This is a genomic window from Tenacibaculum soleae, assembly GCF_030549005.1.
GTDB classification, from domain to species: Bacteria; Bacteroidota; Bacteroidia; order Flavobacteriales; family Flavobacteriaceae; genus Polaribacter; species Polaribacter soleae.
Map to the genome: position 1 here is coordinate 151,101 of NZ_JAUOSW010000002.1, position 16,304 is coordinate 167,404.

The 16,304-nt window shown below is 33.0% G+C and carries 12 protein-coding genes and 1 tRNA gene; 12 read left to right on the forward strand and 1 reads right to left on the reverse strand.

What is annotated here, in order from left to right; genetic code table 11:
• Positions 1-6: 6 nt before the first annotated feature.
• The 11 genes from tuf (at position 7) to Q4586_RS03130 (ending at position 13,094) form a co-directional block, all read left to right on the forward strand.
• Positions 7-1,194: an elongation factor Tu gene (gene tuf, locus Q4586_RS03080; protein WP_068704513.1), complete on the forward strand. Its 1,188-nt coding sequence runs from the start codon at positions 7-9 to the stop codon at positions 1,192-1,194.
• A 65-nt stretch (positions 1,195-1,259) separates the two neighbouring features.
• Positions 1,260-1,332, forward strand: a tRNA-Trp gene (locus Q4586_RS03085).
• 54 nt (positions 1,333-1,386) lie between these two features.
• A complete protein-coding gene (gene secE / locus Q4586_RS03090) occupies positions 1,387-1,578 on the forward strand; it encodes a preprotein translocase subunit SecE (RefSeq protein ID WP_303526229.1) in 192 nt (63 codons plus the stop codon).
• Between the two features lie 2 nt (positions 1,579-1,580).
• Complete coding sequence (gene nusG / locus Q4586_RS03095) at positions 1,581-2,129, forward strand: transcription termination/antitermination protein NusG (protein WP_068704827.1); 549 nt, start codon at positions 1,581-1,583, stop codon at positions 2,127-2,129.
• Positions 2,130-2,194: 65 nt separating this feature from the next.
• Positions 2,195-2,632 (forward strand): 50S ribosomal protein L11, encoded by a 438-nt coding sequence (gene rplK, locus Q4586_RS03100; protein WP_068704509.1) that lies wholly within the window; start codon positions 2,195-2,197, stop codon positions 2,630-2,632.
• Between the two features lie 20 nt (positions 2,633-2,652).
• Positions 2,653-3,342: a 50S ribosomal protein L1 gene (rplA, locus tag Q4586_RS03105; protein ID WP_271405905.1), complete on the forward strand. Its 690-nt coding sequence runs from the start codon at positions 2,653-2,655 to the stop codon at positions 3,340-3,342.
• A gap of 21 nt (positions 3,343-3,363) precedes the next feature.
• Positions 3,364-3,879: a 50S ribosomal protein L10 gene (gene rplJ / locus Q4586_RS03110; RefSeq protein ID WP_068704505.1), complete on the forward strand. Its 516-nt coding sequence runs from the start codon at positions 3,364-3,366 to the stop codon at positions 3,877-3,879.
• A 48-nt stretch (positions 3,880-3,927) separates the two neighbouring features.
• Positions 3,928-4,299, forward strand: a complete 372-nt coding sequence (gene rplL / locus Q4586_RS03115) for a 50S ribosomal protein L7/L12 (RefSeq protein WP_068704503.1) — start codon at positions 3,928-3,930, stop codon at positions 4,297-4,299.
• A 237-nt stretch (positions 4,300-4,536) separates the two neighbouring features.
• Entirely contained in the window at positions 4,537-8,349 is a 3,813-nt protein-coding gene (rpoB, locus tag Q4586_RS03120; RefSeq protein WP_068704501.1) for a DNA-directed RNA polymerase subunit beta, read from the forward strand.
• 107 nt (positions 8,350-8,456) lie between these two features.
• On the forward strand, positions 8,457-12,728 hold the full coding sequence (rpoC, locus tag Q4586_RS03125) for a DNA-directed RNA polymerase subunit beta' (protein WP_068704499.1): 4,272 nt from the start codon (positions 8,457-8,459) through the stop codon (positions 12,726-12,728).
• Between the two features lie 57 nt (positions 12,729-12,785).
• Positions 12,786-13,094, forward strand: coding sequence for a DUF3467 domain-containing protein (locus Q4586_RS03130; RefSeq protein WP_271405909.1), 309 nt, complete (start codon positions 12,786-12,788; stop codon positions 13,092-13,094).
• Between the two features lie 45 nt (positions 13,095-13,139).
• Here the strand turns inward: Q4586_RS03130 and Q4586_RS03135 are convergent, their stop codons facing one another.
• A complete protein-coding gene (locus Q4586_RS03135) occupies positions 13,140-13,826 on the reverse strand; it encodes a Crp/Fnr family transcriptional regulator (RefSeq protein ID WP_303526237.1) in 687 nt (228 codons plus the stop codon).
• Between the two features lie 103 nt (positions 13,827-13,929).
• Between Q4586_RS03135 and Q4586_RS03140 the strand changes: the two genes are divergently transcribed.
• Positions 13,930-16,302 (forward strand): heavy metal translocating P-type ATPase, encoded by a 2,373-nt coding sequence (locus tag Q4586_RS03140; RefSeq protein WP_303526240.1) that lies wholly within the window; start codon positions 13,930-13,932, stop codon positions 16,300-16,302.
• The last annotated feature ends 2 nt before the right edge of the window (positions 16,303-16,304 follow it).

The window sequence follows — 16,304 nt, forward strand, 5'->3', positions numbered from 1 at the left end:
ATAATCATGGCAAAAGAAACTTACGATCGTTCGAAGCCCCACTTAAATGTTGGTACTATTGGTCACGTAGATCACGGTAAAACTACTTTAACTGCTGCAATTACAAAAGTATTAGCAGATGCAGGATTTTCTGAACAAAGAGCTTTTGATCAAATCGATAATGCTCCAGAAGAAAAAGAAAGAGGTATAACAATTAACTCTTCTCACGTAGAGTATGCAACAGCTAACCGTCACTACGCGCACGTAGACTGTCCAGGTCACGCCGATTACGTAAAGAACATGGTAACTGGTGCTGCACAAATGGATGGAGCTATCTTAGTTGTAGCTGCAACTGATGGGCCAATGCCACAAACTCGTGAGCACATCTTATTAGGTCGTCAGGTAGGTATTCCACGTATTGTTGTTTTCTTAAACAAGGTGGATATGGTAGATGATGAGGAGTTACTAGAGTTAGTAGAGATGGAAGTTAGAGATTTATTATCTTTCTATGAATATGATGGAGATAATGGACCTGTAGTAGCTGGATCTGCTTTAGGAGCTTTAAATGGAGAAGAGAAATGGGTAAATACAGTTTTAGAATTAATGGAAGCTGTTGATACTTGGATTGAAGAGCCACCAAGAGAAACTGAAAAAGATTTCTTAATGCCAATTGAAGATGTATTCTCAATTACTGGTCGTGGTACTGTTGCTACTGGTCGTATTGAAACGGGAATCATCAACTCTGGTGATCCAGTTGAAATTATCGGTATGGGTACTGAGAAGTTAACTTCTACAGTAACTGGTATTGAAATGTTCCGTCAAATCTTAGATAGAGGTGAGGCAGGAGATAACGCAGGTATCTTGTTAAGAGGTATTGCAAAAGAAGACATTAAAAGAGGAATGGTAATCGTTAAGCCAGGATCTGTAACACCACACGCTAAGTTTAAAGCTGAGGTTTATGTTTTAAAGAAAGAAGAAGGTGGACGTCACACTCCATTCCATAACAACTATCGTCCACAGTTTTATGTGCGTACAACAGATGTAACAGGTACTATTAACTTACCTGATGGAGTAGAAATGGTAATGCCTGGAGATAACTTAACTATTACAGTTGATTTAATCCAACCAATTGCATTAAACTTAGGTTTACAGTTTGCTATCCGTGAAGGAGGTAGAACAGTAGGTGCAGGTCAGGTAACTGAAATTTTAGACTAAGAAATTAGTTTATATCATAAAGAAAAGGAGTCTCTTTTATAGAGAGACTCCTTTTAAAATGAAATACGGGTTTAGCTCAGTTGGTAGAGCACTGGTCTCCAAAACCAGGTGTCGGGGGTTCGAGTCCCTCAATCCGTGCAAAACTAAAGCGAGTTATGGTATTAAATCATAGCTCGTTAAAAGGATAAAAACATGAATAACTTTATAGAGTACATAAAAGGTTCTTTTGAAGAATTAAACACTAATATGACTTGGGCATCTCGTGAAGAGGCTCAAAAGTCAACTGTAGTTGTTGCGGCATTTACTATTGTTTTTGCTTTAGCAGTAGCAGGAATTGATAAAGTTTTTCAAACAGGATTAGATAATTTCTTTAAAATGTTTTAATGATGGCTGATTCAGTGATGAAATGGTATGTAGTTAGAGCAGTAGGAGGTCAAGAAAATAAGGTTAAAACTTATATCGAGACAGAAATCGCTCGTTTTGGTTTGTCGGATTACGTAAATCAAGTAATTGTTCCTACAGAAAAAGTTATTCAAGTAAGAAACGGAAAGAAAGTTAACAGAGAAAGAGTATACTTTCCTGGTTACGTAATGGTAGAAGCTAATTTAGCAGGTGAAGTTCCTCACGTAATTAAATCTGTAACAGGAGTTATAGGTTTTTTAGGTGAAACAAAAGGAGGGGAACCAGTACCAATGCGTAAATCAGAAGTAAACAGAATGTTAGGTAAAGTTGATGAACTTTCTGTTAGAGATGAAAATATCGCAATACCTTATAACGTTGGAGAAACGGTTAAGGTAATCGATGGACCATTTAATGGATTCGACGGAGCAGTTGAAAACGTAAATGAAGAAAAGCGTAAATTAGAAGTAATGGTTAAGATTTTTGGAAGAAAAACACCATTAGAATTAAATTATACGCAAGTAGAAAAAATATAATCGTTACACCTATATTTAGATGTGTTTGAAGCTTCCATTTTAAACACGTCATTAAATCTTAAACAATGGCAAAAGAAGTAAGTAAATTAGTTAAACTACAAGTAAGGGGAGGTGCTGCGAATCCGTCGCCACCAGTTGGACCCGCTTTAGGTGCTGCCGGTGTTAATATCATGGAGTTCTGTAAGCAATTTAATGCACGTACACAGGACAAGCAAGGTAAAGTTTTACCTGTTGTGATTACAGTTTATACAGACAAATCATTTGAGTTTGTTGTAAAAACACCACCAGCTGCAGTACAATTATTAGAAGCGGCCAAAATTAAGAAAGGTTCAGGAGAACCTAATAGGAAAAAAGTAGCTAGCGTTACTTGGGATCAAATTCGTGGAATTGCAGAAGACAAAATGGTAGATATGAATGCCTTTAAAGTTGAGTCTGCAATGAGAATGATTGCAGGAACAGCTCGTTCTATGGGATTAACAGTAAAAGGTGATGCACCTGCTTAAACTTTAAAAGATATTTAGAAATGGCAATTACTAGAAAGCAAAAAGAAGCTCGTGCTAAAGTAGATAGCTCTAAAGTTTATAGCTTAAAAGATGCATCAGCATTAGTTAAAGAAATTACAAATGTAAAATTTGACGCATCAGTTGATTTAGCAGTACGTTTAGGAGTTGATCCTCGTAAAGCAAATCAAATGGTACGTGGAGTTGTAACTTTACCACACGGAACAGGTAAAGATGTAAAAGTGTTAGCATTAGTTACTCCAGATAAAGAAGCAGAAGCAAAAGAAGCGGGTGCTGATTATGTAGGATTAGACGAATACCTTCAAAAAATTAAAGGAGGTTGGACAGATGTTGATGTAATTATTACTATGCCAAGTGTTATGGGTAAATTAGGTCCTTTAGGTCGTGTTTTAGGGCCAAGAGGTTTAATGCCTAACCCAAAAACAGGTACAGTAACTATGAACGTTGCAAAAGCAGTACAAGAAGTAAAAGCTGGTAAAATTGACTTTAAAGTTGATAAAACTGGTATCGTACATGCTGCAATCGGAAAAGTATCATTTGATGCTCAGAAGATTCAAGAAAATGCAAACGAGTTATTACAAACGTTAATTAAATTAAAGCCAACAGCGGCTAAAGGAGACTATATTAAGAGTATTTTTATGTCTTCAACTATGAGTCCTAGTGTTGCTGTAGATGAAAAATCTGTATCATAAGGCAGTTAAAACTTTTTAATTATGACAAGAGAAGACAAATCACAAGTAATACAAGATTTAACAGCAAGATTAGCAGATACAAGCATCATTTACTTAGCAGATATTTCTGCTTTAGATGCAACTACTACATCAAATTTACGTAGAGCTTGTTTCAAAGCAAATGTAGAATTAGCTGTTGTAAAAAATACATTACTTTCTAAAGCAATGGAAGCTTCTGATAAAGATTTCGGAGACTTACAAGGAGTTTTAAAAGGTAATACATCAATGATGATTGCAGAGGTAGCAAATGCACCTGCAAAAGTTATTAAAGAGTTCAGAAAAAAATCAGACAAACCTTTATTAAAAGGAGCTTTTGTTGAAGAGTCGGTTTATGTTGGAGATGACCAATTAGACGCTCTAGTTAACATCAAGTCTAAAGAAGAACTTATCGGAGATATTATCTCATTATTACAATCGCCTGCTAAGAATGTTGTTTCAGCATTACAATCAGGAGGTAGTAAATTATCAGGTATCTTAAAAACGTTATCAGATAAATAATTACGCGCACTAATAAACTAAATAATAAAATTTCAAAAAACAATTAAAATGGCAGATTTAAAAGATTTCGCAGAACAATTAGTTAACTTAACAGTAAAAGAAGTTAATGAATTAGCTGATATTTTAAAAGATGAGTATGGTATTGAGCCAGCAGCAGCAGCAGTAGCAGTAGCAGGCCCAGCAGCAGGAGGAGAAGCAGCAGAAGAAAAAACTGAATTTGATGTTATCTTAAAAGCAGCAGGAGGTTCTAAATTAGCAGTTGTAAAATTAGTTAAAGAATTAACTGGATTAGGATTAAAAGATGCTAAAGCAATCGTTGATAGTGCACCAGCACCAATCAAAGAAGGTGTAACTAAAGATGAGGCAGAAGGTCTTAAAAAATCTTTAGAAGAAGCAGGAGCTGAAGTAGAGCTTAAGTAAGCTATACTCCCGATTTAAAACGGGATAAAACAATTAAGGTTTAGGTACTAGGGATACATATCTCTAGTCCTAAACCATTTTGTGTATATATTCGTTCTTTATTTTATTACAGTTTTTAAAATTGTAATAACACGACTATAAAGCGCTGATTTTAAGTCAGCAAAGCAATTAAAATTGCATTATTGAAACGAAAAAGTTTCAAAAAATAATATTTTTAATTTAAAAATAGCATCTCTTTTGGCAACGATAAACACTACTGAAAGAATTAACTTCGCATCATCGCAATTAGGTACCGATTATCCAGACTTTCTAGATATTCAGGTAAAGTCATTCCAAGACTTTTTCCAATTGCAAACTAAGGCAGATGAGCGAGGTGAAGAAGGTTTGTACAAAACTTTCATGGATAACTTTCCGATTACAGATACACGTAATCAATTTGTATTAGAATTTTTAGACTACTTTGTAGATCCACCAAGGTACAGCATTCAAGAATGTATTGAAAGAGGATTAACACATAGTGTACCTTTAAAAGCAAGATTAAAGCTTTATTGTACAGATCCTGAACACGAAGATTTCGAAACTATTGTTCAAGACGTATATTTAGGTACTATACCATATATGACCAACTCAGGAACTTTCATTATTAATGGAGCAGAAAGAGTTGTAGTTTCTCAGTTACACCGTTCACCAGGTGTTTTCTTTGGACAATCTTTCCACGCAAATGGAACCAAGTTATACTCTGCAAGAGTAATTCCTTTTAAAGGATCTTGGATAGAATTTGCAACTGATATCAATCAAGTAATGTATGCTTATATTGATAGAAAGAAAAAATTACCAGTAACTACGTTATTCAGAGCCATAGGTTTTGAAAGAGATAAAGATATATTAGAAATTTTTGATTTAGCAGAAGAAGTAAAAGTTTCTAAAGCTGGATTAAAAAAAGTATTAGGGCGTAAACTAGCGGCTAGAGTTTTAAAAACTTGGCACGAAGATTTCGTTGATGAAGATACTGGGGAAGTAGTATCTATTGAGCGTAACGAAATAGTTTTTGATCGTGATACAATCATAGAAAAAGAACATATTGATGAAATAATTGATGCAGGAGCTAAAACTATCTTATTACATAAGGTAGATAATGACATGGCAGATTATGCAATCATTCACAATACATTACAAAAAGATCCTACCAATTCTGAAAAAGAAGCAGTAGAACATGTTTATAGACAATTACGTAATGCTGAACCGCCAGATGAGGAAACTGCAAGAGGAATTATTGAAAAATTATTCTTCTCAGAGCAGCGTTACAGCTTAGGTGAAGTAGGGCGTTTTAGAATGAATACTAAACTTGGTCTTAATGAAGATATAGATCAAAAAGTATTAACAAAGACTGATATTATTACGATTATCAAATACTTAATCGAATTAATTAATTCGAAAGCAGAAGTAGATGATATCGATCACTTATCTAACCGTCGTGTTAGAACAGTAGGTGAGCAGTTAGCAGGACAATTTGGTGTTGGTTTAGCTCGTATGGCGCGTACAATTCGTGAAAGAATGAATGTACGTGATAACGAAGTATTTACTCCGATTGATTTAATTAACGCGAAGACCTTATCTTCAGTAATTAACTCATTCTTTGGTACCAACCAGTTATCTCAATTTATGGATCAAACCAATCCATTAGCTGAGATTACACACAAACGTCGTTTATCCGCTTTAGGACCTGGAGGTTTATCTAGAGAAAGAGCAGGATTTGAGGTACGTGATGTTCACTATACTCACTATGGAAGATTATGTCCTATTGAAACTCCTGAGGGACCGAATATTGGATTAATTTCTTCTTTATCAGTATTTGCCAAAGTAAATAACTTAGGATTTATCGAAACTCCTTATGTAAAAGTTACAGAAGGAAACGTAGATGCTAAAAAAGAACACATTTATTTAAGTGCAGAGGAAGAAGAAGGAATGAAATTTGCACAATCTAATTTAGAGGTTGATGCAGACGGAAGCTTTGTTGGCGAAAAATTAATTTCACGTGAAGGTGGGGATTTCCCAGTAGTAACACCAACTGAAATTGATTATATGGATGTTGCTCCTAACCAGATTGCATCGATATCAGCATCGTTAATTCCTTTCTTAGAACATGATGATGCCAACCGTGCATTAATGGGATCGAACATGATGCGTCAAGCAGTTCCATTATTACGTCCAGAGTCTCCAATTGTAGGTACAGGTTTAGAACGTAGAGTAGCAAAAGACTCTCGTATTTTAATCAATGCTGAAGGAGCTGGTGTTGTTGAGTATGTTGATGCGAATAAAATTAAAATTAAGTATGATAGAACAGAAGAAGAACGTTTAGTAAGTTTTGATTCAGATGATATTTCATACAACTTAATTAAGTTTAGAAAAACCAATCAAGGTACAAACATCAACCTTAAACCAATTGTAAAAGTTGGCGATAGAGTTGAAGAAGGTCAAGTACTTTGTGAAGGTTATGCAACACAAAAAGGAGAATTAGCTTTAGGTAGAAATATGAAAGTAGCCTTTATGCCTTGGAAAGGGTATAACTTTGAGGATGCAATTGTAATTTCTGAAAAAGTTGTTCGTGAAGATATCTTTACTTCTATACATATCGATGAATATTCATTAGATGTTCGTGATACAAAATTAGGAGCTGAAGAATTAACAAACGATATTCCAAATGTTTCTGAAGAGGCTACTAAAGACTTAGATGAAAACGGAATGATTCGTATTGGAGCAGAAGTAAATCCTGGTGATATCCTAATTGGTAAAATTACACCAAAAGGAGAATCTGATCCAACTCCAGAAGAAAAGTTATTACGTGCCATTTTTGGTGATAAAGCAGGTGATGTTAAAGACGCATCATTAAAAGCTTCTCCATCATTAAGAGGTGTGGTAATTAATAAAAAATTATTCAAACGTGCTTTAAAAGATAAAACAAAGCGTGCTCGAGATAAAGAAGCAATCGCTGCGTTAGAAGCATCTTATGTATCTAAATTCGAAGGATTAAAAGATATATTAATTGAAAAATTATTCAATTTAATTACAGGAAAAACTTCTCAAGGAGTATTTAATGATTTAGGTGAAGAAGTATTACCAAAAGGTAAAAAATTCACTCAAAAAATGTTAAACTCTGTAGGTGATTTTACACACTTACACGGAACATGGACTACCGATAAAGACTTAAATAGATTAGTTGTTGAGTTGGTTCACAACTATAAAATTAAAGTAAACGATTTACAAGGATCGTTACGTCGTGAAAAGTTTACAATTTCTGTAGGTGATGAATTACCAGCAGGAATCTTAAAACTTGCTAAAATTTATGTTGCTAAAAAACGTAAATTAAAAGTAGGTGATAAGATGGCAGGACGTCACGGAAATAAAGGTATTGTTGCACGTATTGTACGTCAAGAAGATATGCCTTTCTTAGAAGACGGAACACCTGTAGATATCGTATTAAATCCATTAGGAGTACCATCTCGTATGAATATTGGTCAGATTTATGAAACTGTTCTTGGATGGGCAGGTCAAAAATTAGATCAGAAATATGCAACACCAATTTTTGATGGAGCAAACATAAACGAGATTAATGCCTTAACAGATGAAGCAGGAATTCCACGTTACGGACATACCTATTTATATGATGGAGGTACAGGAAAACGTTTTGATCAGCCAGCAACTGTAGGTATAATTTACATGATTAAGTTAGGTCACATGATTGAAGATAAAATGCACGCGCGTTCTATCGGACCTTATTCATTAATTACACAACAACCATTAGGAGGTAAAGCTCAGTTTGGAGGTCAGCGTTTTGGGGAGATGGAAGTTTGGGCACTTGAAGCATATGGTGCATCAAGTATCTTACGAGAAATCTTAACTGTAAAATCTGATGATGTATTAGGAAGAGCCAAAACTTACGAAGCAATCGTAAAAGGTGAAACTATGCCAGAACCTGGTTTACCAGAATCATTTAATGTATTAATGCACGAACTGAAAGGTTTAGGTTTAGACGTTAAATTAGAAGAATAATAAACAGTGAAATATCATTAGGTAATTATTACAATTACCTAATGATAAATCATTTTAAATATACGCTTCATTAGAGGCAAATTTTTAATTCGAATCCATTACTTATTATGGCAAGAAAGAACGAAAAATACACTGTTAAAAAGTTTAACAAAATTTCAATTGGTTTAGCATCACCTGAGTCTATTTTAGAAGCATCAAGAGGTGAAGTTTTAAAGCCAGAAACTATTAATTACCGTACACATAAACCAGAAAGAGATGGTTTATTTTGTGAGCGTATTTTTGGTCCTGTAAAGGATTATGAATGTGCTTGTGGTAAATATAAAAGAATCCGTTATAAAGGGATTATTTGTGATCGATGTGGTGTTGAAGTTACTGAGAAAAAAGTACGTAGAGATAGAGTAGGTCACATTAATTTAGTAGTACCAGTAGCACATATTTGGTATTTTAGATCATTACCTAACAAAATGGGATACCTTTTAGGGTTACCATCAAAAAAGTTAGATATGATTATTTACTACGAACGTTACGTAGTAATTCAGCCAGGTATTGCTAAAACTGCAGAAGGGGAACCATTACAAAAAATGGATTTCTTAACTGAAGAAGAATACTTAGATATTGCTGACGAACTTCCACAAGAAAATCAATATTTAGATGATTCTGACCCAAACAAGTTTATCGCTAAAATGGGAGCAGAGTGTTTAATTGATTTATTAGAAAGAATCGATTTAGACTCATTATCGTTTGAATTACGTCATAAAGCAAATACAGAAACTTCAAAACAACGTAAAAACGAAGCATTAAAGCGTTTAAATGTTGTTGAAGCTTTTAGAGATTCTCAAAAGAATAGAGAAAACAATCCAGAATGGATGATTATGAAGGCGGTACCAGTTATACCACCAGAATTACGTCCGTTAGTGCCATTAGATGGTGGTCGTTTTGCTACTTCAGATTTAAATGATTTATACCGTCGTGTAATTATCCGTAACAATCGTTTAAAGCGATTAATGGAAATTAAAGCACCTGAGGTTATTTTGCGTAATGAAAAACGTATGTTACAAGAATCGGTAGATTCATTATTTGATAACACACGTAAATCATCTGCAGTAAAAACAGAATCTAACCGTCCATTAAAATCATTATCTGATAGTTTAAAAGGTAAACAAGGGCGTTTCCGTCAAAACTTATTAGGTAAGCGTGTTGATTATTCTGCACGTTCGGTAATTGTTGTTGGACCAGAATTAGCATTATCTGAATGTGGATTGCCAAAAGATATGGCAGCAGAATTATACAAGCCTTTCGTTATTCGTAAATTAATCGAAAGAGGTATTGTTAAGACTGTAAAATCTGCAAAGAAAATTATAGATAGAAAAGAACCTGTTGTTTGGGATATTTTAGAAAATGTAATTAAAGGACATCCAGTTTTATTAAACCGTGCCCCTACATTACACCGTTTAGGTATTCAAGCATTTCAACCAAAATTAATTGAAGGAAAAGCAATTAGATTACATCCACTTGCTTGTTCTGCCTTTAATGCCGATTTTGATGGAGATCAAATGGCAGTGCATTTACCATTAGGACCTGAAGCTATTTTAGAAGCTCAATTATTAATGTTAGGTTCGCACAATATCTTAAACCCTGCAAATGGAGCTCCTATTACGGTACCATCACAGGATATGGTATTAGGTCTTTACTATATGACAAAAGAAAGAAAGTCAACTCCTGAAGTGCCAATTAAAGGTGAAGGATTAACTTTCTATTCTCCAGAAGAGGTAATTATTGCCTTAAATGAAGAAAGAGTAGACTTAAATGCAGGTATTAAAGTTCGTACACACGATGTTGTTGACGGTCAAGATGTTACTAGAATTATAGCAACAACAGTTGGTAGAGTTTTATTTAACGAAAAAGTACCTAAAGCTGCTGGTTATATTAATGAGGTTTTAACAAAAAAATCATTAAGAGGAATTATTGGTGGAATTTTAAAAGTTACCAACATTCCTGCAGTAGGAAGTTTCTTAGATGAAATTAAAAACATGGGATATAGATATGCCTTTGAAGGAGGATTATCATTCTCATTAGGAGATATCATTATTCCAGAAGAAAAACATAGCATGATTGCAGAAGCTAATAAAGAAGTTGATGTAATTGTAGGAAACTACAACATGGGTATGTTAACACAAAAAGAACGTTATAACCAAGTAATTGATGTTTGGGGATCTACGAATAATAGATTAACAGAATTATCAATGAAGCGTTTACGTGAAGACCAACAAGGATTTAACTCAGTATTTATGATGTTAGATTCTGGAGCACGTGGATCAAAAGAACAGATTCGTCAGTTAACAGGTATGCGTGGATTAATGGCAAAACCTAAAAAATCGACTGCTGGTGGTGGAGAAATTATTGAGAATCCAATTCTTTCTAACTTTAAGGAAGGATTATCAATTCTTGAATACTTTATTTCAACGCACGGTGCGCGTAAAGGATTAGCCGATACCGCATTAAAAACAGCCGATGCTGGTTACTTAACACGTCGTTTAGTAGATGTATCTCAAGATGTTATTGTAAATGAAGTAGATTGTGGTACTTTAAGAGGACTAGAAGTAGCTCCATTAAAGAAAAACGATGAGATCGTTGAATCATTAAGTGATCGTATCTCTGGTCGTACATCATTACATAATGTATATGCACCAAATTCTGAAGATCTTTTAGTTGCTTCGGGTGAATTAATTACTCCTAATTTAGCAGATAAAATTGAAGCTTCAGGAATTGATAAAGTTGAAGTTCGTTCAGCATTAACATGTGAATCTCAAAGAGGAATTTGTGAAAAATGTTACGGACAATCATTATCAACAGGTAAAAAAGTTCAAAGAGGTGAAGCAGTTGGTGTAATTGCAGCACAATCTATTGGAGAGCCTGGTACACAGTTAACATTACGTACATTCCACGTTGGTGGGGTTGCAGGTAACATTTCTGAAGAGAACAAGTTAATTGCAAAATTTGAAGGTAAAGTTAAGATTGAAGATTTACGTACAGTAAAAGGAAAAGATAGCGACGGTAAAGAAGTTGAAATCGTTATTTCTCGTACTGCGGAAATTAAAATTATTGATAAAAAGACTGATATAGTATTAAGTACAAATATTATTCCTTACGGTTCTATCATCTTTGATAAAGATATGAAATCGATTAAAAAAGGAGATGCAGTATGTCAGTGGGATCCATTTAACGGAGTTATCGTTTCAGAATTCGGTGGTAAAGTTAAGTTTGACAATTTAGAACAAGGTATTAATTACTCTGTTGAAATTGATGAGCAAACAGGTTTCCAAGAAAAAGTAATGATTGATTCTAAAAATAAAAAAATTATTGCTTCATTAATTATTGAAGATGCTGATGGTAATGCTTTACGTTCGTATAGTTTACCTGTAGGTGCTCATTTAATGGTAAGTGATGGTGATAAAGTAGAATCTGGTCATACTTTAGTTAAAATACCTCGTAAGTCTGGTAAAGCAGGCGATATTACAGGAGGTTTACCTCGTGTTACAGAGTTATTTGAAGCACGTAACCCATCTAACCCTGCAGTAATTGCTCAGATTGATGGTGTGGTTTCTTTTGGTAAAATTAAGCGTGGTAATCGTGAAATTATTATTGAATCTAAAACAGGTGAGATTACTAAATATTTAGTAAAATTATCGAACCAAATTTTAGTACAAGAAAATGATTTTATTAAAGCAGGTATGCCTTTATCAGATGGAGCTACAACTCCAATTGATATTTTAAATATTAAAGGACCTTCTGCTGTACAAGAATACTTAGTAAACGAAATTCAAGAAGTATATCGTTTACAGGGTGTGAAAATTAACGACAAGCATTTCGAAGTAGTAGTACGTCAAATGATGCGTAAAGTTAGAATTATTGATTCAGGAGATACATTATTCTTAGAAAATCAATTAATTCATAAAAATGACTTTATTACAGATAACGACGCTATCTACGGAATGAAGGTTGTTGAAGATGCAGGAGATTCTGAAAACTTAAAACCAGGACAAATTGTTTCAGCTCGTCAATTAAGAGATGAAAATTCAATTTTACGTAGAGCAGATAAAAACTTAGTAGCCGCTCGTGATGCACAGCCAGCAACCGCTGAACAAGTATTACAAGGTATTACTAGAGCTTCGTTACAAACGAAGTCATTTATCTCAGCAGCGTCATTCCAGGAAACGACTAAAGTATTAAACGAAGCCGCAGTAAACGGTAAGATAGATACCTTAGAAGGATTAAAAGAAAATGTAATTGTTGGTAAACGTATACCAGCAGGTACAGGAATGAGATCTTACGATAAACAAATCGTAGGTCCTAGAGATGAAATGGAAAAAAGTTTATAATTTCTAATATAAAAGACCTCTAAATTTTTAGAGGTCTTTTTTTTTAAAATTTTTATTATGGAAGAAAATAAAGACCCACAATTAAATATAGAGTTAGATCAAGAGGTTGCAGAAGGAACCTATAGTAACTTAGCAATTATTAATCATTCAGTATCTGAATTTATTGTTGATTTTATTAACATTATGCCAGGTGTACCAAAGGCAAAAGTAAAATCGAGAATTATTTTAACACCACAACATGCTAAAAGGTTAACTAAAGCTTTAGCAGAAAATGTTCGAAAGTTTGAACAAGCACATGGTGAAATAAAAGATTACGAGCAAGTACCAATTCCTATGAATTTTGGAGGTACCACAGGAGAAGCTTAAAAATAAAAACGTCTATTATAGACGTTTTTATTTTTTATAAAAGGATTAAAATCCTGTAGCAATATCATTTAAAGCTTTAGAATCTAAAATAAAAACTTCTTTTCCTTTTAAGTCAATAATTTTTTTCTTTTTAAATTCAGATAACAGGCGAATAGCAGATTCTGTAGCTGTACCAATAATATTAGCAATATCTTCACGAGATAAATGAATATCTAAGGCACCATTTTCACTTTTAGAAAATCTATTTTCAAGATTTAATAGCGTGGCAGCTAAACGTTGCTTTACAGTTTTCTGTGCCATATCAACAATAAAATTATCAGCAGTTTTTAGCGAAGAAGCCATGTTTTTAAGTATATCCATGGTAAATTTAGGATTATTTTCTAAATCTCTTACTATTTCTTCTTTTGGAATAAAGCAAATTTGCATGTCATTTACAGCAATTGCTTTTAAGTTAGAAGCTTCATCATTAATTAAACTGCGTTCACCTAATAAATCACCTTTTCTTACCAAATTTACAATTTGATCTCGTCCATTGTCGCTCATTTTAGATACTTTGCAAACACCATCTTTAATGCAAAAAACACCATTTATATGCTCACCTTCTTCAAATAAAACTTCTCCTTTTTTTATTGTTTTAGATGTTTTACAACCAGCAATTCTAACCAATTCGTCTTTTGTGAGTGATTTTAAAGAATTAAATTGACGAATAATACATTGTTCACATTTACTCATGGTGGTAGTTTTTGATAAAAATCAAAGATAATCAAAAGCATGATAATTGTCATATTTTAACCGAGCTTCTTGTCGGATATTTGTAGTAGGCAAAAGAGTAAATATGGAAAACACACTATGTTTTCATTGTGGTAACGAATGCGAAACCGAAACAATTACTATAAAAGAGAAATCTTTTTGTTGTAATGGTTGTAAAACAGTTTTTGAAATCTTTTCAGAAAATGATTTAACTTGTTACTATGATTTTCAAAACAATCCAGGAGCAATTCCTAAAGAAATTGAAGGGAAATACGATTTTTTAAACAATAAATCTATTGTTAATAAACTATTAGAGTTTAACGATGGTGGTATACATGTTGTAAATTTATATATACCACATATACATTGTAGTTCGTGTATTTGGGTGCTAGAAAATTTGCATAAATTAAATGGTAGCATAAGCTCGTCACAAGTAAATTTTCCTAAAAAAACAGTGCGTATCACCTATAATTCTGATATTGTTTCTTTAAAAGAAATTGTATTACTATTAAGTTCTATAGGATACGAACCTTATATAAGTTTAGAAGACTACGAAACCGGAAAAAATAAAGTTGATAGAAGTTTAATTTATAAACTTGGTATTGCTGGGTTTGCCTTTGGAAATGTAATGTTTTTATCTTTTCCAGAATACTTTGAAGTATCAGAATATTGGCTAGAACAGTATAAAGATATTTTTCGGTGGTTGATGTTTTTTTTCTCACTTCCTGTCGTTTTCTATGCTGCGCAAGATTATTTTATTTCTGCCTATAAAGGCTTACGATCAAAAATTTTAAATATAGATGTACCTATAGCTCTTGGAGTTACAGTATTATTTATAAGAAGTACTGTTGAAATTATTTTTGATATTGGGACTGGATTTTTTGATTCACTAACGGGGTTGGTTTTCTTTTTACTACTAGGTAAATTTTTTCAACAAAAGACTTATAATTTTTTGTCGTTTGAACGTGATTATAAATCGTATTTCCCGATTGCAGTAACTAAAATATCATCCGAAGGAAAAGAAAAAAATGTACAAATTTACGATATAAAAAAAGGAGATCGATTATTAATCAGAAATCAAGAGTTAATTCCGGTTGATGGTATTTTAATTAACGGAAAAGCAAAAATAGATTACAGTTTTGTTACTGGAGAAGCTGTTCCGGTATCAAAAAAATCGGGCGATAAATTATTTGCAGGAGGAAAGCAATTATCTGGAGTTTTAGAAATGGAAGTTTTAAACTCAGTTTCACAAAGCTATTTAACACAACTATGGAGTAATGATGTGTTTAAAAAAGATAAAAACTCTTCCTTTAAAACATTAACAGATCAAATTAGTCAACACTTTACCATTATAATATTGTTAATCGCTTTTATAGCTGCATCTTTTTGGATGTATCATGATGCAACTAAAGCCTTAAACGTATTTACAGCAGTATTAATTATTGCGTGTCCGTGTGCTATAGCATTAGCAGCCCCGTTTACATTAGGAAACATGTTACGTATATTAGGTAAAAAGAAATTTTATTTAAAAAATGCAACAGTAATAGAACAATTAGCGGCGATTGACAGTGTTATTTTTGATAAAACAGGAACTTTAACAACAAGTAAGGAGAATAAAATTGCTTATGATGGAGAAGAATTATCATCCGAAGAAAAATCGCTATTAAAAAGTGGTTTACGAGGATCAAATCATCCTTTAAGTAGAATGTTGTATAGCTCATTAGATGAAAAAATGAGTACTGTAACTAATTTTAATGAGTATACAGGAAAAGGAATTGAAGTTGCACTAAAAAATACGATACTAAGAGTAGGATCTTCATCTTTTGTAAAAAATACTGATGAACAGCATAATTTAGATACTTCAGTTCATGTTAGTATAAATAAACAATATAAAGGAAAATATGTTTTTAAAAACGCCTATAGAAATGGTGTAAAAACATTGTTTTCTGAACTGAACTCAGATTATAAATTAGCTGTTGTTTCGGGAGATAATGAAGGGGAAAAAAAATATTTAGAAAAAATATTACCTCAAAAAACATCCTTTCTTTTTAATCAAAAACCAGCTGATAAATTAGTGTATGTAGAAAAATTACAAAAAAAAGGCGAAAATGTAATGATGATTGGAGATGGACTAAATGATGCAGGTGCTTTGGCACAAAGTAATGTTGGAGTATCATTATCCGAAAATATTAATGTGTTTTCACCAGCATGTGATGCTATTTTAGATGCCTCAAAATTTAATCAAATAGCTAATTATATTAAAGCATCAAAAAAAGCAATTCAAATAATTAAATATAGCTTTATAGTATCGTTGTGTTATAATTTAATAGGCTTGTATTTTGCAACAACAGGGCAATTAAAACCGGTAATAGCTGCAATATTAATGCCTTTAAGTTCTATTAGTATTGTTGTGTTTACAACTATTGCAACCAATTTATTAGGGAATAAAATAAAATAAAA

Bases quoted from the DNA above. Each gene is read 5' to 3' on its own strand.
- rplJ (WP_068704505.1), top strand. From the start codon at position 3,364: ATGACAAGAGAAGACAAATCACAAGTAATACAAGATTTAACAGCAAGA.
- Q4586_RS03130 (WP_271405909.1), top strand. From the start codon at position 12,786: ATGGAAGAAAATAAAGACCCACAATTAAATATAGAGTTAGATCAAGAG.
- rpoC (WP_068704499.1), top strand. From the start codon at position 8,457: ATGGCAAGAAAGAACGAAAAATACACTGTTAAAAAGTTTAACAAAATT.
- tuf (WP_068704513.1), top strand. From the start codon at position 7: ATGGCAAAAGAAACTTACGATCGTTCGAAGCCCCACTTAAATGTTGGT.
- Q4586_RS03135 (WP_303526237.1), bottom strand. From the start codon at position 13,826: ATGAGTAAATGTGAACAATGTATTATTCGTCAATTTAATTCTTTAAAA.
- secE (WP_303526229.1), top strand. From the start codon at position 1,387: ATGAATAACTTTATAGAGTACATAAAAGGTTCTTTTGAAGAATTAAAC.
- nusG (WP_068704827.1), top strand. From the start codon at position 1,581: ATGGCTGATTCAGTGATGAAATGGTATGTAGTTAGAGCAGTAGGAGGT.
- rplA (WP_271405905.1), top strand. From the start codon at position 2,653: ATGGCAATTACTAGAAAGCAAAAAGAAGCTCGTGCTAAAGTAGATAGC.
- rplL (WP_068704503.1), top strand. From the start codon at position 3,928: ATGGCAGATTTAAAAGATTTCGCAGAACAATTAGTTAACTTAACAGTA.
- rplK (WP_068704509.1), top strand. From the start codon at position 2,195: ATGGCAAAAGAAGTAAGTAAATTAGTTAAACTACAAGTAAGGGGAGGT.
- Q4586_RS03140 (WP_303526240.1), top strand. From the start codon at position 13,930: ATGGAAAACACACTATGTTTTCATTGTGGTAACGAATGCGAAACCGAA.